The organism is Streptomyces sp. NPDC005483 (assembly GCF_040606035.1).
Taxonomy (GTDB): Bacteria; Actinomycetota; Actinomycetes; order Streptomycetales; family Streptomycetaceae; genus Streptomyces.
In genome coordinates this window covers 240,735-259,302 of the sequence record NZ_JBEXEA010000005.1, presented here as the reverse complement: position 1 = coordinate 259,302, position 18,568 = coordinate 240,735, and the positions used below count along the sequence as shown (strand labels likewise).

The following is an 18,568-nucleotide window of genomic DNA, read 5'->3' as shown; positions in this document are numbered from 1 at the left end:
GATCCATGACGGAGATCGACACCTCGGTGCCGCATTCGGCCCGGATCTGGAACTACTGGCTCGGCGGCAAGGACAACTACCCCGTCGACGAGGCGGCCGGCGACGCCTACACGGCCGTCTTCCCCGGCATCGTCACGATCGCCCGCAGCAGCCGCGCCTTTCTCGGCCGCAGCATCCGGTACCTGGTCGAGGAGGCGGGCGTCCGCCAGTTCCTGGACGTCGGCACCGGGCTGCCCACGGTCGACAACACCCACGAGGTCGCCCAGCGCTTCGCCCCCGAATCGAAGATCGTCTACGTCGACAACGACCCGTTGGTCCTCGCCCACGCCCGTGCCCTGCTCACCTCCACACCGGAGGGCGAGACGGCGTACGAGGACCTGACGCTCTACGAGCCGGAGAAGATCCTCGAGGCGGCCTCCCGGACCCTCGACCTGAGCCGCCCCACCGCTCTGATCCTCAGCGGCATCCTCGGCCATGTCGCCGACTACGACCTGGCCCGCGAGCTGGTCGGGCGTCTGGTGGCGGGCCTGCCCTCCGGCAGCTGCCTCTGCGTCAACGACGGCTCCCGCGGCACCGACCCGGACTACGAGCAGGCCCAGGACGCCTACAACGAGACCGGTGCCGTGCCCTACTTCCTGCGCCCGGTGGACAAGATCGAGGCGTTCTTCGAGGGCCTGGAGCTCGTGGACCCGGGTGTGGTGTCCGTCCCGCTGTGGCGCCCCGAGGGCGACGCGACCCCGGCCCCGATCGGCCAGCACGGCGGTGTGGGCCGCAAGACCTGAGCCTGCCGCCCGCATGGGAGACCCCCGCGAGTCACGTCCTCGCGGGGGTCTCCGCCATTCCGCCCGCCCGCATGAAGGTTGAGAAGACGATCACGAGGCGGGACGCTCCGGTGCAGGGCCGCTCAGGGCGCCGGCAGCAGCACGTCCGCGCGGGACCTGGCGGCCTCGTAGCGCCGGGCCACGTCCTGCCAGTCGACGACGGCCCACATCGCGTCGATGAAGTCGTCCTTCTGGTTCTTGTACTGCAGGTAGAAGGCGTGCTCCCAGGCGTCGAAGACCAGGATCGGGGTCGCTCCCTGGTGGTCGTAGACCTGCTCGACGATCAGGCGTCCGCTGAGGGGCTCGTCGGCGAGGACGCCCCAGCCCGAACCCTGCGTGGTGGCCGCGGCCTTGGTCAGCTGTGCCTTGAATCCGGCGAACGACCCGAAGGACTCGGCGATCGCGTCCGCCGGCTCACCCACCCCGTCGGCCTCCAGTGGCTCGCCGCCGCCGTCGCCGGACATGTTCCGTCAGTAGATGGAGTGCAGGATGTGCCCGGAGAGGTGGAAGGCCAGGTGCGTTGGCGGGCAGCGTGTAGACGGGCATGCGGGGGTCCCCTCCGAACCTCTTATTGCATAGAGATTGCAACTACAAGCTAACAACAAGAAGGCGCTTCTGTCGCGCGTATCCCACACTCGCCAGCACCAGCGTCAGGCCGCCCGTCCAGTACAGCTGCACGCGCGTGTCCGGTTCGCGCGCCATCAGGACGAGGATCGCGGCCATGCCCGCCAGGGCGACCCAGGTCAGGTACGGGAAGGCCCAGGTACGGACGGGCAGCCGATCGGGGGCCTCGCGTTCCAGGGCGCGGCGCAGCCGCAGCTGGGAGGCGGCGACGAACGCCCAGACGACGAGGATCACCGCGCCGATCATGTTGAGGAGCCAGGAGAAGACATCGTCGGGACGCCAGTAGCTGAGGACCACGCAGACGAAGCCGAAGACGCTGGAGGCGAGGACCGCCCGGCGCGGGGCGCCGCCGGAGACGCGCCCCAGGGCGGCGGGGCCGAGACCCCGCCCGACCAGGGAGTAGGCGATGCGGGAGGCGCCGTAGACGTTGGCGTTCATCGCGGACAGGAGGGCGACCAGGACGACGACGTTCATCAGCTGTCCCGCTCCCGGGATGCCCAGTTCGTCGAGGGCGGCGACGTACGGGCCCTTCTCCACGACCGCCTTCGAGTCCCAGGGGACCAGGGTGACGATGACCGCCATCGAGCCGACGTAGAACAGCGCGATGCGCCACATCGCCGTACGGACCGCGCTCGCCACCCCGCGCACCGGGTCCTCGGACTCGGCGGCCGCGATGGTGACCGTCTCCAGACCGCCGTACGCGAAGACGGAGGCGAGCAGGCCGACGACCAGGCCCTCGCCGCCGCCCGGGAAGAAGCCCCCTCGCCCGGTGAGGTTCGCGGTGCCCGGAGCGTCCGCGCCGGGCAGGACACCGGCGATCGCCAGCACCCCGAGAACCAGGAACAGGCCGATCGCGCCCACCTTCAGGGCCGCGAACCAGAACTCGAACTCGCCGAAATTCTTCACCGCGGCCAGGTTCGTGACGCAGAAGACCACCATGAACAGGGCCACCCAGGCCCACTCGGGCGTCCCCGGGAGCCAGCCCGTCACGATCTTCGCCGTGCCGATGCCCTCCAGGCCCACGGCCGTGCACAGCAGGATCCAGAAGGACCAGCCGACGGTGAAGCCCGCCCAGGGCCCGAACGCCCGCTCGGCGTGCGCGGAGAAGGAACCGGAGGAGGGATACGCGGCCGACATCTCGCCGAGCATCCGCATCACCAGCATCACGAGGAGGCCGGAGAGCGTGTAGGCGAGGACGATCGACGGTCCGGCGGCGGCGATCCCCGCGCCGGAACCGACGAACAGTCCGGCGCCGATCACCCCGCCGAGGGCGATCATCGACAGATGGCGCTGCTTGAGGCCGTGGGTCAGGGAGGCGTCGGGCTCGTGTGGAGCCTTGACGGTGGTGCTGGGCATGAGCGCGGTTCGTCCAGTGCGTGAGACGGGCAAAAACGCGCACAGTCTGGGCGGTCTCCCCAGGTCAGAGAGGAGATCGCCCAGACTGTGGACAGATTCGGCACCGGCTGTGACTACGCGGCTACGGCGGTGTAGTGCGAGGCGTCGCCCTCGATCGAGTAGCTCTCCTTGCCCTCGATGCCCACCGGCACGTCCCCGGCGACGGTCACCCGGTGCAGCCGGCGCGGCAGGCCGTCGTAGTTGTCGACGGCGTAGTGCTGGGTGATGCGGTTGTCGAAGAGCACGAGCTGGTTCTCCGACCAGCGGTGCCGCAGCAGGTTCTCCGGGCGGGTCACATACGCCTGGAGCAGGTCGAGGACCTTGCGGGACTCGCTCACCGACAGCCCCACGATCCGCTGCGCGAACCCGCCGATGAACAGCCCGCGTTCACCGGTCAGCGGGTGCACCCGGACCACCGGATGGGCCGTGCGGAACTTGATCGAGGTGAACTGGGCGCGTCGGGCGGCCTGTTCCTCGTCCAGCGACTCCTGCGGTACGGCGTAGTCGTAGTCGTTGGTGTGCTCGGCCCACAGTCCGTCGGCCAGCCGGCGCAGCGGCTCGGGCAGATTGCGGTACGCGGCCGCCGAGTTGGCGATCAGGGTCTCGCCGCCGTACGGCGGGATCGTCAGGCTGCGCAGGGTGCTGGCCTGGGGCGGGTTGAGGACGAAGGTGACGTCGGTGTGCCAGTGGTTGGCGGCCTGGCCGCCCTCGCTGTCGACGGGCAGGACGTTCGGGGCGCCGTCGATCGCGGGCACGGTCGGGTGGGCGGTGGTGAGCTCGCCGAACTGCCGGGCGAAGTCCTGCTGGCCCTCGTCGTCGAGGTTCACGTCGTCGAAGACCAGGACCTTGTGGACGTTGAGGGCGTCACGCAGCGCGGTGGCGGTCTCCTCGTCGAGGGGCTTCGCTATGTCGACGCCGGACACGTGGGCGCCGATGTTCGCGGTGACCTTGCGGATCTCGATACCGGACATGTGTGGGGGTCCTTCCTAGGCGTGGACGGGCTGGGCGTACTGGTTCACGGGGCGGGGGAGGCCGTAGCGCTCTCGCAGGGTCTGCCGGGGGCCGTACTCTCTGCGGAGCAGACCGCGGGTGCGCAGGATCGGGACGACGTGGTCGACGAAGGCGTCCAGGCCGGACGGCAGGACCGCGGGCATGATGTTGAAGCCGTCCGCGGCACCCTGCGTGAACCAGGTCTCGATGGCGTCGGCGACCTGCTCGGGCGTACCGGCGAAGGTGAGATGGCCGCGCCCGCCGCCGAGCCGCCCGATCAGCTGCCGCACGGTGAGGCGGTCGCGCCGGGCCAGCTCCACGACGAGTGTGTAGCGGCTCTTGGCGCCCTCGACGGCGGACTCGGGCGGCAGGTCGGACGGGAGCTGCCGGTCCAACTCCAGTGTGCCTTGCGGTAGTTGGAGCAGGCGCTCCAGGTTGGCCACCCCGTGCCGGTGCACGATGTGGTCCTCCAGCTCCTGTTCCTTCGCGAGCGCCTCGGTCTGCGTGGCACCGATGACGGGGACGATCCCGGGGAGCACCTTGATGTGGTCGGGGTCCCGGCCGGCCGCGACGGTCCGGGCCTTGAGGTCGGCGTAGAAGGCCCGCGCGTCCTCGATGGTCTGCTGCGCGGTGAACACCGCCTCCGCGTACCGTGACGCGAACTCCTTGCCGTCCTCGCTGGAGCCCGCCTGCACGAGCAGGGGGTAACCCTGGGGAGTGCGGGGCACGTTGAGCGCGCCCTCGACACTGAAGTACGCCCCCTGGTGCCGGGGCGGGTGGACCTTGGTGTCGTCGCCCCAAACGCCGGCCGCCTTGTCGCCGACGATCGCGTCGTCCTCCCAGCTGTCCCAGAGCTTGAGGGCCACGTCGAGGAACTCGGCCGCCCGGGCGTAGCGGTCAGCGTGCGCGGGCTCGTGCTCCAGACCGAAGTTGCGGGCGGCCTCCTTGCCCGCGGTGGTGACGATGTTCCAGCCCGCCCGGCCGCCGCTGATGATGTCCAGCGAGGCGAACTTCCGGGCCAGGTTGTAGGGGGAGTTGTAGGAGGTCGAGGCGGTCGCGATCAGCCCGATGTGTTCGGTGGCCGTCGCCAGCGCGGTCAGCAGCGTGAGCGGCTCCAGTGCGCCGGCGGGCCGCTGGGCGAGGTTGCTCCACAGTTGCGGTCCGTCGGCCAGGAAGAGCGAGTCGAAGGTGCCGCGCTCGGCGATCCGGGCGAGGTGTACGAAGTGGTCGAGGGAGACGTGCGCGAACGGGTCGCTCTCGGGCAGCCGCCAGGAGGCCTCGTGGTGGCCGGTGTTCATCAGGAACGCGTTGAGGTGGAGCTGTCTCGCGGTCATGCGTGGTCCTCCGTGACGCCGAGTGCGGCAAGCAGTCGTTCGCGGTACTCGCCCAGCAGGGGGTCCCGGTACGAGCGCGGGTGCGGGCGGTCGATGGTCAGGTCGAGGCCGATACGGCCCTCTTCGAGTACGAGCACCCGGTCGGCGAGCACGATCGCCTCGTCCACGTCGTGGGTGACGAGCAGGACGGACGGCTGGTGGCGCTTCCACAGCTCCCGCAGCAGCGCGTGCATCCTGATGCGCGTGAGCGCGTCGAGGGCACCGAACGGCTCGTCGGCCAGCAGGAGTTCGGGTTCGCGGACCAGTGAGCGGGCGAGGGCGGCACGCTGGGCCTCGCCGCCCGAGAGCTCGTTGGGCCAGGCGCGTTCGCGGCCCGCGAGTCCCACCTCGGCGAGCGCCTCCCGGCCCCTTTCCTCACCGTCGGTGCCCAGCAGGACGTTGTCCAGCACCCGCCGCCAGGGCAGCAGCCGGGAGTCCTGGAAGACCACGGACACCCGCTCGGGGGCGGTGAGTTGCCCGCTGCCGACCACCTCGTGGTCCAGCCCCGCCACCGCCCGCAGCAGCGTGCTCTTGCCGGAGCCGCTGTGCCCGAGCAGGGCGACGAACTGTCCGGCCGGGATGTCGAGATCGATGGCGTCGAGGACGGTACGCCCGTCGAACGACCGGGTCAGGCCGCGCAGTTGTACGGCCGGCCGGGTCAGCTGCTCAGTGTGCGTCGCCATGACAGCACCCTCCGTTCGATGAGACGGACCGCGCTGTCGGAGACCAGGCCGAAGATGCCGTAGACGACGAGACCGACGAGGATCACATCGCTCTGGCCGTAGTTCTGGGCCTGGAACATCATGTAGCCGAGTCCGCTGGTGGCGTTGATCTGCTCCAGGACCACGAGGCCCAGCCAGGAGCCGGTGACGCCGAGCCGGAGTCCCACGAAGAATCCGGGCAGCGCGCCGGGGATGACGATCTGCCGTACGAACGCGAACCTCGACAGGCCCTGGACCTCGGCGAGTTCGACGAAGCGGTTGTCGATGCCGGACAGCGCGGCATGGGTGTTCAGATAGATCGGGATGTAGACGACGATCGCGATGATGGCGACCTTGAAGGTCTCGCCGATGCCCAGCCAGAGGATGAACAGCGGGATCAGACCGAGGGTCGGGATCGCCCGGTTGAGACTGACCGTCCCGTCGATCAGCGCCTCGCCGGTCCGGCTGAGCCCGGAGACCAGGGCCAGCAGGACGCCGGCGACCAGGCCGATCGCGAACCCGGACGCGGCCCGCTGGAGCGAGGTCAGGACGTCGTTGGGCAGGGTTCCGTCGGTCCACAGATGGACGCCGGTCCGCACCACCGTCCAGGGTTCCGGGATCGCTGCCGGATCGAGCCGCCCGGCGGCGGAAGCGACGGCCCACAGCGCGAGGAGGAGGACCGGTCCGGCGAGCCGGGCCGCGGGCAGCCGCCTACCGGGGGAGAGCCGGCGGCGCCTGCGGACCTGGGGCGGGTCCTCGGCCGGGGCGAGCGCGACGGCGGCCTGGGTCGTGGTCACGGCGCTCACCGCCGGTACTCCGCGGCCACGGACCGCGCCGCGATGCCCTCGAAGCGGTGGTCGAAGAGCTCGGCCACGTCGAACTTCTTCACGAAGCCGCCATCCGCCAGCAGATCCGCGGTCTCCTGCTCCCACTTGATCGCCTCGTTCCAGCTCGGCGGGAAGAGCGGCTTGTTGGCGAGCGCGGTGACCGCCTTCGCCTGGGCGAGGGTGAGGTTCTGGGTCTTCACGTAGAACTCCTCGTTCCAGACGTCGGGGTTCTCGTACGTCCACACCTGGCCCTTGGCCCAGTACGGGATGTACGCGGCGACCGCGGCGGCCTTCGCGGGGTCGCTCAGCACGGAGGTCGGCGCCCACAGCAGGTTGAGCAGGTCGACGACGTCGGTGGTGATGGCGTGCGCGCCCTTGGCCTTGTACTGCTGGAGATAGGCGGGCGCCTGGCTGTTGGCGAGCGGCGCCACGTCCACCTGGCCGGACTGGAGCGCGGTGAAGAACTGGTTGCTGGTCAGCGGGACGAGCTTCACCTCGTCGTAGGAGAGCCCGGCCTTCTTCAGCGCCCGCAGCAGGACGACTCCCTGTGCCTGACCCTGCGAGAACGCGAGCTTCTTCCCCTTGAAATCCGCGACCGAGCGGATGTCGCTGCCGGGCTTGGTGGCGAAGAGGTAGTTCGGTTTGCGGGTGATGTTGATCGCGACGATTTTCGCGTCGTAACCCTGGAAGTGCGCCTGGATCGGCGGGATTCCCGCGTTGTTGGCGACATCCAGGGAGCCGGACCGGAAGGCGTTGATGACATCGGGCCCGGCGCTGATATTGGCCCAACTGCTGACCTTGAACGGCAACTCACCCAGTCTGCCGAGTTTCAACTGGAGTTGCTGGGTGCCGGAATACGAGGCGATCTTCAGGCTCGTACCGGCCGGGACCTTGGCGGCGAGCGGGGCGGACAGGGCGTCCTTGGTGTCGGCGGCGGCACTGCCGTCGGCGCAGCCGCTGAGGCCGGCGACACCGGCCGCGGCGCCGAGGACCGAGGAGAGGAACAGCCGCCGGTCGATGCCGGACGTGCGGGAAAAAGGCATGGGAAAACTCCCTGAATCGGTGCAGAAGAAAGTCATGCGGAAATGAATTCACGCAGGAGAAATGAGCGCGTCACACGGGGCAACGTGTCAGCAACAAAGGGCGCGACAGTACAGGTGCGGGCTCATGGAAAAGATGTTCCCGGTCGTGCGGAGGCCCTGTCAATATTCGGAGTTTCTGAATTAAGTCCGCTCAGGTGACAGGGTCAGCGGATCCCGGTAGAGCACGTCGAGCGCCACCGAACCGCCCGCCACCGCGAGCACGGAATCCGGGAAACTCGACGGCACGACGGAGGACGCACGGTCGTCGCCGACCCCCTCGCGCAGCGCGGCGAGGCAGTCCTCCCGGTGCAGCACACCCACCTCGGTCACCACGACCGTCTCCGGGTTCAGCACGTCCAGCAGCAGTCGGGTGGCCCGCCCGACGGCCCCTGCCCGCTCCACGAGCAGCCGCACGGCCTCGGCGTCACCGGCGGCCGCCGCCGCGACGACATGCATCGGGTTGGTGCCGTCGGTGACCCCCGCACGCCGCGCCCGCTCGCACAACGTCCGCTCGCTCAGCTCGACTTGAAGGCACCCGGTCCGTCCGCACGGGCAGGGCTCGGTGCCGCCCGGCACCGGCAGATGGGCGATCGCGCCGGCCTGGGAACGCGGCCCGTGGTGCACCTCGTCGTGGGTGGCGAAGGCCGCGTCCACCACGTTGCCGACGAACAGATGCAGCATGCTCCGGCCGCCGCGGGCCCGCCCGAACAGCCGCTCCGCGTTCACCAACGCCCGCGCGTGCCCGTCCACATGGACCGGCAGGCCGGTGCGGGCGCCGAGCACCTCCCGCACCGGCACCTCGCGCCAGCCCAGCAGCGGATGCTCCACGACGGTCCCGGTGTCCCGGTCCACCCAGCCGCCGGCCGTGAAGCCGACACCAAGGGCCCGCAGGCGCGGGGAGCGGTCCAGCAGCGCGGCGAGCCCGTCGGCGGCCCGCGCCAGCACCGCGGACGGATCGGCACTGTCGACCGCGTCGGCTCCCTTGTGCCGGAGCTCCCGCCGGTCCACCACCCGCCCGCGCAGATCGAGCAGCGCCACCGTCGTATAGGGGACGGCCACATGGACCCCGCCCACGACGAACCGTGACTCGTCCAGGTCCAGGGGCACATGGGGACGGCCCACACCCTGGGACCGTCGGGGTGCCTCCGACTCGCGGATCAGGCCGAGTTCGCTGAAGCGGGCGCAGTAGTCGGTGACGGAGGCCGGGGACAGCCCGGTGAGCCGGGAGATGGTGCTGCGGGCCACCGGGCCGTGCTCCAGCACGGACCGCAGGACGACGCTGGCGCTGGTCCGGCGCCGGGAGGTGGGAGTCGGGCTGACAGGGGGTGCCTCGGTACGGGGCATGGAAGACCGTCCTCGGGAACGGGGGCCGACACGTCTCGGAGGGTGAGGCGCGCCGGAGCCCGCCTCACTCCGGACGGCGACAGACAGCCGTGCCCACGCGTCGCAGGTCGACGTGACGACGCGAGGAGAAGTACCGGGACTGGGCGACCATGCCTGAAGAGTAGGTCAGGAACGGCGAATCCCACCAGACCGCTAGGATTCATTTGGTGATTTCCCACAGCGGGACGCGGCACGCTCCCTGTATCCCGGACCACCTCACCTCAGTGACAGGCGTCACGCCGAACCCGGTGTAACCCACACTCTTTGTCCGGAGCCCACCAAGCCCCCGTTCAAGGCTTTGTCGAGCGTTGACGGTGATCGGCCCGAGGGCGCCGGGATAGCGTCACCGTGTCCCCTGTCGATCACACCCGCGGAGTCCCCATGAGCACCGCCCTCGCCCCCGCCCGCACCGGCCAGGTCCTCGCCGACCTGATCCCCGCCTCCCGCGTCCGGGACATCGCGCTCGTGGTGGGCGGTGCCGCCCTCACCGGCTTGGCCGCCCAGCTCTCCGTGCCCGTGCCGGGCTCCCCGGTGCCGGTGACCGGCCAGACCTTCGCCGCGCTGCTCGTCGGCACGACGCTCGGCGCCCGCCGCGGTGTCGCCTCCCTCGCCCTGTACGCGCTGGCCGGCCTCGCCGGACTCCCGTGGTTCGCCCAGGGCACCTCCGGGTTGTCCGTCTCCTTCGGCTACATCCTCGGCATGATCCTGGCCTCCGCCGCCGTCGGCGCCCTGGCCCGCCGCGGCGCCGACCGGAACGTGTGGCGGACGGCCGGCGCCATGCTGGTCGGCGAGGCGATCATCTACGCGATTGGCGTCCCGTACCTCGCCTACGCGGCCGACATGTCGCTGTCCGCCGCCATCGCGGCCGGTCTCACCCCGTTCCTCCTCGGCGACGCCCTCAAGGCAGCCCTGGCGATGGGCGTGCTCCCCACCGCCTGGAAGCTCCTCAAGCGCTGACACTCCTGCGCAGGAGGCTCGCCGGGTCGTACCGCGACTCCAACTCGGCGAGCCTCTTGCGCGTTCCGGCGTCGTACAGGCCCTCGGTCCGGTCTCCGGCCCCGAAGGCGAAGTTGACGGTACGGCCGAGGGTGCCGGGCGCGAGCAGCGCGAAGGCCGGGTCGAGCAGCTCGCGCGCCTGCCGCCGCCCGCCGCCGGTCAACAGCCGCACCAGAAAACGCCCTTCGCGGTACGGCACCGAGTTCGGCGCGGGCCGCGCCAGCGCCCCGCCCAGATGATTGATCTGTACGACGACCATGGCGCCGCAGTCGGGTCCGGTCCGCGCCAGCAGCTCACCGGCCAGCCGCACGTCGAGTTCGCTCAGCACCGCGCTGTCCCCGTAGTAACTGTGCGGGAAGTCCGGGTCGCTGTGGATGGTGCCGCTCTCGGCGTACGGCATCTCGCGCAACGTGTCCGCGAGCACCGGCCCGATCTCCCGCAACGGTGCCACCAGTTGCTCACCGTCGGCGCCGGTGTACGCGACCCGCACGGAGACGACGTACCGCCCGCGCAGGTGTGGCGGCAGCGCCGGGACGTCCGGATACGGTACGGCCGCGAAGGACGAGGTCAGCGTGGACGGCACGGTCCTGGTCCACTCCTCGTAGGCCCGCAGCACGGCCGCCGGACCGACCTCGCGGCCGTCGAAGGCGAGCGAACCGCCGTAGAGCCTCCGCACGGGGACGAGTCCGATCTCCAGCTCGGTGACGACCCCGAGGCGGTGTCCACCGCCGAGAAGGCCCCAGTACAGGTCGGACCCTTCTTTGACGTGCCGCAGCCGGCCATCCCCCGTGACGACGTCGAGGGACCGGACGTGGTCGGCGGCGTAGCCGAACTCCCTCGCCAGGATGCCGAGTCCGCCGCCCAGCGTGTACGACACGGCACCGACGCCCGGAGCGGAACCGTTGAGCGGCGCCAGCCCGTACGGCTCGGCCGCCTCGACCACCTGACCCCAGCGGACACCCGCCTGGACCCGGGCGGTACGGGCCTCGGGATCGATGCTCACCCGGTCCATGCGCCGGGTGCTGATGAGCGCGCCGCCCTCCACCGCGCCCGGCAGGCCGTGCCCGGTGGCCAGCACGGTCACCGGCAGCCGCGCGCCGGCCGCGTGGCGGACGGCGGCGACCACGTCCTCGGGGGTGCGGACCGGGAACACGAGGTCGGGTCGCAGGGCGAAGCCGGTCTGGAAACTGGGGACTTCGTCGTCGGTCGAGGTGTCCCTGCCGTTCATGCTGTTCATGCTGTTCATGTCGGACATGCTGGAGGCATAACCTGACAGTTCCCGTCAGGTTATGCCTCCACGTTCTCCGTTCCGGACCGGATCAGGCGGCGGTGTGCCGCGGCCGCCGCTGCGACCACCACAGCCCGGCCACGCCCGCCGCCATGAGGGACGCGCCCGCGGCCCCGAGCGGCAGCAGGTCCCGCCCGACACCGGTCTTCGGCAGCTCGCTCGGTGCGTCCCCGCCGGGTGCCACCGGCTTGTTGTCGGTGCCCAGCAGCAGCGGGGTGGCCGGGGCATTCGGCGACGGGTTCGTCGTACCGAACGGAACCGGGCCCTGCTGCCAGAACGTCTTCTTTCCGTCGCCGGTCTGCACCGGCAGACAGATCTTTCCGGTCTTCTTGAGATCGAACGTCGCGTCGACGGCGTACGACTTCGACTTACCGGCCGCGAGATTGTCGATGGGGCAGGAAAAACCGCTGTTCGAGCCCTCCGGCAGATCCTTTTCTTCAATCGGAGAGCAGCCTTGAACATTTTTGACCGTCATGCCGTCGAAACCGACGACCAAAAGCCTGATCTTTCCGCTGTCCTTGCTCCCGTCGTTCTTCACGCCGGCCGTGAGATCGGTCTTCTGCGAGCTGTTGTCGACGGAGATCGTCCCGGGCAGTGTCGTCGTCAGCTTCACGCCCGCCGGCGCCTCGTCAACAGCCTTTCCCCCCTTGCCGCTTGCGGGTCCCTCGTCCGCGCTCGCGGTGAAGGAACAGATCATCACCGTCGAGAAAGCCGCCGTGACCAGCGATCCGGCGATGGTCGTCATACGACGAGAACTCATGTTCGCCCCCCTTGGCTGCGCCTGAATTCGCAGTACTTGAAGAGGTACCACAAGATTTCTCCGCACTATGCTGGTACGGCGCGAAGTGTGACCATTGTGTTCCACTCGGGACATCGTTGAGGGGGTGCAGCGGATTGCCGGGGAATACGGGAGACACGGGAAACGCGAGGCGTGGCGGAGTTCCAGGGCTCCTGGTGACAGGACGCTATCGCCTGGTCGAAAGTATCGGCCAGGGGGGAATGGGACGGGTGTGGCGGGCCGCCGACGAAGTACTCGACCGGCAGGTCGCGGTCAAGGAGATGCGGATCGACGGCCTCGACGCGGAGGACACCCGCACCCGCCGTGAACGCACCCTGCGCGAGGCAAGGGCCACCGCCCGCATCGACCACCCCAACGTCGTACGGGTCTACGACGTCGTGGACGAGGGCGAACGCCTGTGGATCGTCATGGAGTTGGTCAAGGGCCGCTCCCTGGAACGGATGACGGTGGAGGACGGCCCGCTGGGCCCGAGCGAAACGGCGCTGCTCGGCCTGGGGCTGGTGCGGGCGCTCCGCCAGGTCCACGCACGCGGTGTCCTGCACCGGGACATCAAACCCGGGAACGTCCTGGTGGAGTCCGGCGACCGCACCGGCCGCCGGATCGTGCTGACCGACTTCGGCATCGCCGCGATGCAGGACGCCGAGGCGCTCACCATGGTCGGCATGCTCGTCGGTTCCCCCGACTACATGGCCCCCGAGCGGGTCTCGGGACGCCCGCAGGGACCGCCCTCGGACATCTGGTCCCTGGGAGCGACGCTCTGCGCGGCCCTGGGCGGCCGCTCCCCCTTCTCCCGCGACACCACCCTGGCCACGCTGCACGCCGTCCTCTACGAGGAGCCCGAACTCCCGGCTGCGGCGGGCCCGTTGGCCGACATCCTGACGGCCCTGCTGGAGAAGGACCCATCGATACGGCCGGGCCTGGACGAGGTGGAGTCGGCCCTGCACACGGTCGCGTTCCAGGCGCCTACGCCGACTTTGAAGGTCGGGCCGGCGAAGCCGGGTGAGGGGCGGGGCCCGGGGGGAGACGTCGACGAGGCCGACGAGCAGCGGCTGGGAGAAGGGCCCGGGGGCGGGCGGGGGCCGATGCTAGAGGAAGAGGGGAGCCGGGAACCTGGGGTGGAAGACCCGGGGCGGGTGGACTCAGCGCGGGTGCCGGTCGCAGAACAGGCGGACCCTGCGCAGGCGACAGGGGCCGGACGCGAGGACAGGGCGCAGACGTCGGAGGAGGTGCCGGTATCGGAGCAAGGGGGGACTTCGGCACCGTCGTGGGCCCAGCGGGAATTGAGAAACCCTTCCCCGGAACGGCCCAGCAGGGCACCCGGACCGGGTTCGTCAGAGACCCCGGCCTATCTGGGGACACGGCTCGTGCGGGCGGTGCGGGATCCGCGGGTGCCGGAGCCGGAGAGTGAGCCGGAGAGGAAGCAGGAGCAGGAGCCTGAGGCGGCCGCAGCTGCGCCCGCTGTCGTGGAGCCGTCGGATGCGGTGCCGGTCGGGCATACGTCCTCGGGTACGCCGTCGGACGGGGCTCAGTCCGTTGCCGAGGGCGCCGGGGCGGTCGTAGGCGGGTTGGTGGGTGGGGCCGGCGTTGTGGAGCCGTCCGATGCGGTGCCGGTCGGGCATACGTCCTCGGGTACGCCGTCGGACGGGGCTCAGTCCGTTGCCGAGGGCGCCGGGGCGGTCGTAGGCGGGTCGGTGGGGGAGTCCGGCGGTGTGGAGCCGTCCGATGCCGTGCCGCCAGGGCATGCCTCCTCGGGCGTGGCCGGTGACGAAGCCTCGGGCGTGCCGCCCGGCGGGTCCCCGGCGGTAGCCGAGGGCGTGGCCGCACAGCCCGTTCCCCCTACCCCTGCCGAGCCGTTCTCGACCGACCGCGTCGCCAGTGCCTCCACCGAGGCCGCCTCCGAGGAGCGTTCGGAGGCCGGGTCGGAGACACCGTCGGGGAGTTCCGTGGGAGCCGCGCTCCGGGCGGGTGCCACCACGACCAGCACCCCCCTCGCCAGCGCTCCCACGCTGGACTCCCTGTCGGCGGGCGCGCCCACGGAGCACTTCCCGATGCCGGAGGCACCGACACGGGACACCCCCGGGCGCGCGGCCTCCGCCCCCACCCGTGTCGGCCCGGTACCTCCGGCCCAGCGCCGCTCCGGCGCCGGAGTCTCCCTGGTCCGCGGCAAGCAGGCCGTACCTGACCAACACCCCGGACCCGAGCCCGATCCCGGCCCTGGGCCGGGATCGGGAGCCAAGGACACCACGGCGGGCACCGGTCCCGACCCAGCCCCAGGACTGGTTCTCGGCCCCCACCCCCACCGCATGCCGCCCGGCGAACTCCCCGGCCCCGCCCGCCCCGCCGCCACCCCTCACCGCGGCCGGCGCCGGACGGCTCTGGTCGCCGTCGGGAGCGTGGTGGCCACTGGTGCCGTCGTGGTCGCGATCATCCTGGCCACCACGTCCGGCTCACCCGGCGCCGACAAGGCGGGGGGTTCCCCGTCCGCCTCCGCCTCCGTCTCCGCATCGGAACCCGGCGCTTCCACCCCCGTCGGCACCCCAGCCTCGACCGTCGAGGGCACCTCCCGCCCCCGCTCCCTCCCGCCCGGCGCACACGAGGAGGCCGGGGGGTTCGCGTGGGCCACTCCCACCGGCTGGCGGCGGGACGTGAAGACGGGGGCCGAGGTCCACTACACCTCGCCGGACGGACAGCAGGAGCTCGCGGCCAAGTCCTCGCTCGCCCGGGGCGACTTGATGGAGACCTGGAGGACCTCCGAGCAGAACGCCCACCAGGGCCAGGACTACCGCAAGATCCGCCTGGAGGAGACGACGTTCCGCGATCACCCCGCGGTCGTCTGGGAGTACACCTTCACCCTCAACGGCGTCCCCTGGCACGCCCAACTGCTGGGCTTCAACGTGGTCGACAAGTCGTACCAGATCAACACCTGGTATCAGCCGGAGATCGAGACGCAGGCCCTCCACACGTACGAGAAGGTGAAGGAAAGCTTCACCATCCTGTGAACGCGCAGGAAGAAAACAGGAAGAACGCACACGAGAAGGGCCCCGCGGCACACGCCACAGGGCCCCGCTCACACACCTGTTCAGCGGACGGAGACCTTGTCCGTCACGTCATCCGCAGGAGCGGCACCCGCCCGCCCGCGTCCGACCTTCTCCTTCACCACGGCGATGACCAGCACCACCGCCGCGACGAGCAGCGACAACAGCACGGTCTCCCGCCCGTCGTGCTCCGTGTCGGTCAGCATGTAGCCGAGGACGAACACGATCAACGCGGCCGTCGCCCAGGTCAGATACGGGTACAGCCACATCTTCACGACCAGCTTCTCCGGCGCCTCCGCCTGGATGATCTTCCGCATCCGCAGCTGCGAGAAGCAGATGACCAGCCACACGAACAGGGCCACCGCGCCGGAGGAGTTGACGAGGAAGAGGAAGATCTTGTCGGGGGAGAGGTAGTTGAAGAACACGGCGACGAAGCCGAACACCACCGACGCGAGGATCGCGGCCATCGGCACGCCCCGGCCGTTGACCCGCGCGAACGCCTTGGGCGCGTCTCCCCGTTCGCCGAGCGAGAAGGCCATCCGGGAGGCCGTGTAGAGGCCGGAGTTGAGGCAGGACAGCACCGAGGTCAGCACGATGAAGTTCATGATCTGACCGGCGTGCGCGATCCCGAGGGAGTCGAGCGCGGCGACGTAGGAGCCGTCGTCCTGGATGGACTTGGAGTCCCACGGCAGCAGCGTGACCACGACGAAGATCGAGCCGAGGTAGAAGACCGCGATACGCCAGATGATGCTGTTGGTCGACTTGGTCACGGCCCGCTGCGGGTCCTCCGACTCACCGGCCGCGAGCGTCGCGATCTCGCTGCCCATGAAGGAGAAGACGACCAGCAGGACACCGGTGAGGATGGCGCCGGCCCCGTGGGGCAGGAAACCGCCGTGGTCGGTGAGGTTGGAGAGCCCCGCCTGGTCGGCGTCGACGCCCGGCAGGACGCCGAACACGGCGAGCAGGCCGATGATGATGAACGCCCCGATCGCCACGACCTTGATCCCGGCGAACCAGAACTCGAACTCGCCGTAGGACCCCACGGAGATGAGGTTGGTGGCGGTCAGCACCACCATCACGATCAGCGCCCACCCCCACTGCGGTACGGCGGGTATCCACCCTTCGAGGATCTTGGCGCCGGCGGTCGCCTCGACGGCGAGCACGACGACCCAGAAGAACCAGTACAGCCAGCCGATGGAGAAACCGGCCCAGCGCCCGAGGGCCCGGTCGGCGTGCGCAGAGAAGGAGCCGGAGTTCGGATTCGCGGCGGACATCTCACCGAGCATCCGCATCACGAGGACGACCAGTGTGCCGACGAGGGCGTACGACAGCAGGATGCCGGGTCCGGCGGTGGCGATACCGGAACTGGAGCCCACGAAGAGGCCCGCTCCGATGACACCGCCGATGGCGATCATCGAGAGGTGACGGTTCTTGAGTCCGGCCTGGAGACCAGTCATACGGGGAATTCCTTCGTGCCGGGTGTGGGGCTCCCGTACGAGCGGTGTACGGGTCGGTCCAGTGAATCGGAGGCAAAGAAATTCGTGAACCTTTGAATCCAGATCGTTACTTGAGGTTTGCTTGAGGTTCCAATGTCTGGTTCACGGTTTTCCTGGCCGACACCCGAGGCTGCTGCCCTGAAACGGCCGTGTCACACTCGTCCTATGCGCGTGTATCTCGGCTCCGACCATGCGGGCTTCGAACTCAAGAACCACCTCGTCGACTGGCTCAAGGCGGCCGGCCACGAGGTGGTCGACTGCGGCCCCCACATCTACGACGCCCAGGACGACTACCCGCCGTTCTGCCTCCGCGCCGCCGAGCGCACCGCCGCCGACGCCGACTCCCTCGGCGTCGTGATCGGCGGCTCCGGCAACGGCGAGCAGATCGCGGCGAACAAGGTCAAGGGCGTCCGGGCGGCCCTCGCCTGGAGCGAGGAGACCGCGTCGCTGGGCCGCCAGCACAACAACGCCAACGTCGTCGCGGTGGGCGCCCGCATGCACGCCACCGAGGAGGCGACGAAGTTCGTCGAGACCTTCCTCGCCACCCCGTTCTCCGGCGACGAGCGCCACCAGCGCCGCATCGACATGCTGTCGGCGTACGAGACGACGGGCGACCTGCCGGCCATCCCGGCGCACCACCCGCAGCAGTAGCCTCCGGCGTTGGGGCGGCGGGGGCCGGTCGTCGGTCGGGTGCGGGTGAGTGGGGGCTGGCCGCGCAGTTCCCCGCGCCCCTGACCGGGTCGCTTGCGCGAAATCCAGGCCCCTCCGGCGTTCCGTGAATCCAGCCTCTCCGGCGTTTGAGGAGCGGGGGTGCAGGGGGGGCGGAGCCCCCTGGGGCGGGGGTCGAAGGGGGCAGCGCCCCCTGGTGACGGGACGGGTAGGGGCGGCGGGGGCGAAAAAGGCCGGCAGCCACCCCCACCGGCAGACGACTAAGGAGCCACCGTGCCTGAAGGGCACACCATCCACCGCCTGGCCCAGGACTACGGCGCCGCGTTCCAGGGGACGGAACCCCGCGTCACCAGCCCCCAGGGCAAGTTCTCGGACGCCGCCGAACTCCTCACCGGCTCGGAACTCACCCACACCGAGGCCCACGGCAAGCACCTCTTCCTCGGCTTCCGTGACACCGACTGGGTCCACATCCACCTCGGCCTCTTCGGCAAGGTCACCTTCGGCTCGGCCCCCGCACCCCCGCCCACCGACACGGTCCGCCTCCGCCTCGCGAACGAAACGGCGTACGTCGACCTCCGCGGCCCCACGACCTGCGCCCTGATCACCCCCACCGAGAAGCTGTCGATACACGACCGCCTCGGCCCGGACCCCCTCCGCTCAGGCACCGACGCCGACCCGCGAGCCGCGTACCGGCGAATCTCCCGCAGCCGTACGACGATCGCCGCCCTGCTGATGGACCAGAAGGTCATCGCGGGCGTGGGAAACGTCTACCGCGCGGAGGTCCTCTTCCGGCACCGCATCGACCCGTACCGCGCGGGCAAGGACATCACCCCCGCCGAGTGGGACGCGATCTGGACCGACCTCGTCGAGCTCATGCGCGAGGGCGTGCGGAACAACCGCATCGACACCGTCCGCCCGGAGCACACCCCGGAGGCGATGGGCCGCCCGCCCCGCGTCGACGACCACGGCGGCGAGGTCTACGTGTACCGCAGGGCGAACCAGCCCTGTCACATCTGTGGCGGCGAGATCCGCACCGCCGATCTCGCCGCCCGCAACCTCTTCTGGTGCCCGGCCTGCCAGAAACCCTGA

Annotated in this window: 15 protein-coding genes and 1 pseudogene; 5 read left to right on the top strand and 11 right to left on the bottom strand. The window is 70.3% G+C overall.

Translation table 11 applies throughout. From position 1 onward, the window contains the following. Nucleotides 1–5: 5 nt before the first annotated feature. Nucleotides 6–782, top strand: a complete 777-nt coding sequence (locus tag ABZT06_RS12415; RefSeq protein ID WP_355738854.1) for an SAM-dependent methyltransferase — start codon at nt 6–8, stop codon at nt 780–782. Between the two features lie 122 nt (nt 783–904). Here ABZT06_RS12415 and ABZT06_RS12410 read toward each other — a convergent pair. The 8 genes and pseudogenes from ABZT06_RS12410 to ABZT06_RS12375 form a co-directional block, all read right to left on the bottom strand. Then, nucleotides 905–1,339: pseudogene (locus ABZT06_RS12410) on the bottom strand (superoxide dismutase); the annotation flags it as partial. A 70-nt stretch (nt 1,340–1,409) separates the two neighbouring features. Continuing rightward, nucleotides 1,410–2,801: an amino acid permease gene (locus ABZT06_RS12405; protein ID WP_355738851.1), complete on the bottom strand. Its 1,392-nt coding sequence runs from the start codon at nt 2,799–2,801 to the stop codon at nt 1,410–1,412. A 113-nt stretch (nt 2,802–2,914) separates the two neighbouring features. Then, nucleotides 2,915–3,811: a TauD/TfdA family dioxygenase gene (locus ABZT06_RS12400; RefSeq protein ID WP_355738848.1), complete on the bottom strand. Its 897-nt coding sequence runs from the start codon at nt 3,809–3,811 to the stop codon at nt 2,915–2,917. 15 nt (nt 3,812–3,826) lie between these two features. Further along, a complete protein-coding gene (locus ABZT06_RS12395; RefSeq protein WP_355738845.1) occupies nt 3,827–5,164 on the bottom strand; it encodes an LLM class flavin-dependent oxidoreductase in 1,338 nt (445 codons plus the stop codon). Continuing rightward, nucleotides 5,161–5,886 (bottom strand): ABC transporter ATP-binding protein, encoded by a 726-nt coding sequence (locus ABZT06_RS12390; RefSeq protein ID WP_355738842.1) that lies wholly within the window; start codon nt 5,884–5,886, stop codon nt 5,161–5,163. Before ABZT06_RS12390 ends, ABZT06_RS12395 begins: the two co-directional genes overlap by 4 nt. Then, the gene (locus ABZT06_RS12385; RefSeq protein WP_355738839.1) at nt 5,862–6,710 is read right to left on the bottom strand and encodes an ABC transporter permease; all 849 of its coding nucleotides are present in this window, start codon (nt 6,708–6,710) and stop codon (nt 5,862–5,864) included. The genes ABZT06_RS12390 and ABZT06_RS12385 overlap by 25 nt, the downstream gene beginning before the upstream one ends. Further along, nucleotides 6,707–7,774 carry an ABC transporter substrate-binding protein gene (locus ABZT06_RS12380; protein WP_355738836.1) on the bottom strand — a complete coding sequence of 356 codons (1,068 nt, stop codon included), beginning with the start codon at nt 7,772–7,774 and terminating at the stop codon, nt 6,707–6,709. The genes ABZT06_RS12385 and ABZT06_RS12380 overlap by 4 nt, the downstream gene beginning before the upstream one ends. Nucleotides 7,775–7,954: 180 nt before the next feature. Continuing rightward, on the bottom strand, nt 7,955–9,157 hold the full coding sequence (locus ABZT06_RS12375; protein WP_355738833.1) for an ROK family protein: 1,203 nt from the start codon (nt 9,155–9,157) through the stop codon (nt 7,955–7,957). A 420-nt stretch (nt 9,158–9,577) separates the two neighbouring features. Between ABZT06_RS12375 and ABZT06_RS12370 the strand changes: the two genes are divergently transcribed. Continuing rightward, nucleotides 9,578–10,153, top strand: a complete 576-nt coding sequence (locus tag ABZT06_RS12370; RefSeq protein ID WP_355738830.1) for a biotin transporter BioY — start codon at nt 9,578–9,580, stop codon at nt 10,151–10,153. Here the strand turns inward: ABZT06_RS12370 and ABZT06_RS12365 are convergent. After that, the gene (locus ABZT06_RS12365) at nt 10,143–11,438 is read right to left on the bottom strand and encodes an FAD-binding oxidoreductase (protein WP_355738827.1); all 1,296 of its coding nucleotides are present in this window, start codon (nt 11,436–11,438) and stop codon (nt 10,143–10,145) included. The genes ABZT06_RS12370 and ABZT06_RS12365 overlap by 11 nt on opposite strands. A 73-nt stretch (nt 11,439–11,511) precedes the next feature. Continuing rightward, complete coding sequence (locus tag ABZT06_RS12360; RefSeq protein ID WP_355739325.1) at nt 11,512–12,240, bottom strand: LPXTG cell wall anchor domain-containing protein; 729 nt, start codon at nt 12,238–12,240, stop codon at nt 11,512–11,514. A 194-nt stretch (nt 12,241–12,434) separates the two neighbouring features. Between ABZT06_RS12360 and ABZT06_RS12355 the strand changes: the two genes are divergently transcribed. Beyond that, on the top strand, nt 12,435–15,278 hold the full coding sequence (locus ABZT06_RS12355; protein WP_355738824.1) for a protein kinase: 2,844 nt from the start codon (nt 12,435–12,437) through the stop codon (nt 15,276–15,278). 80 nt (nt 15,279–15,358) lie between these two features. On the opposite strand, the gene ABZT06_RS12350 is transcribed toward ABZT06_RS12355, so the two are convergent. Then, nucleotides 15,359–16,771, bottom strand: coding sequence for an amino acid permease (locus ABZT06_RS12350; protein WP_355738821.1), 1,413 nt, complete (start codon nt 16,769–16,771; stop codon nt 15,359–15,361). A 204-nt stretch (nt 16,772–16,975) separates the two neighbouring features. Here ABZT06_RS12350 and ABZT06_RS12345 point away from each other — a divergent pair, with 204 nt between their 5' ends. Next, a complete protein-coding gene (locus tag ABZT06_RS12345; protein ID WP_355738818.1) occupies nt 16,976–17,461 on the top strand; it encodes a ribose-5-phosphate isomerase in 486 nt (161 codons plus the stop codon). A 291-nt stretch (nt 17,462–17,752) separates the two neighbouring features. After that, nucleotides 17,753–18,568, top strand: coding sequence for a DNA-formamidopyrimidine glycosylase family protein (locus tag ABZT06_RS12340; protein ID WP_355738815.1), 816 nt, complete (start codon nt 17,753–17,755; stop codon nt 18,566–18,568).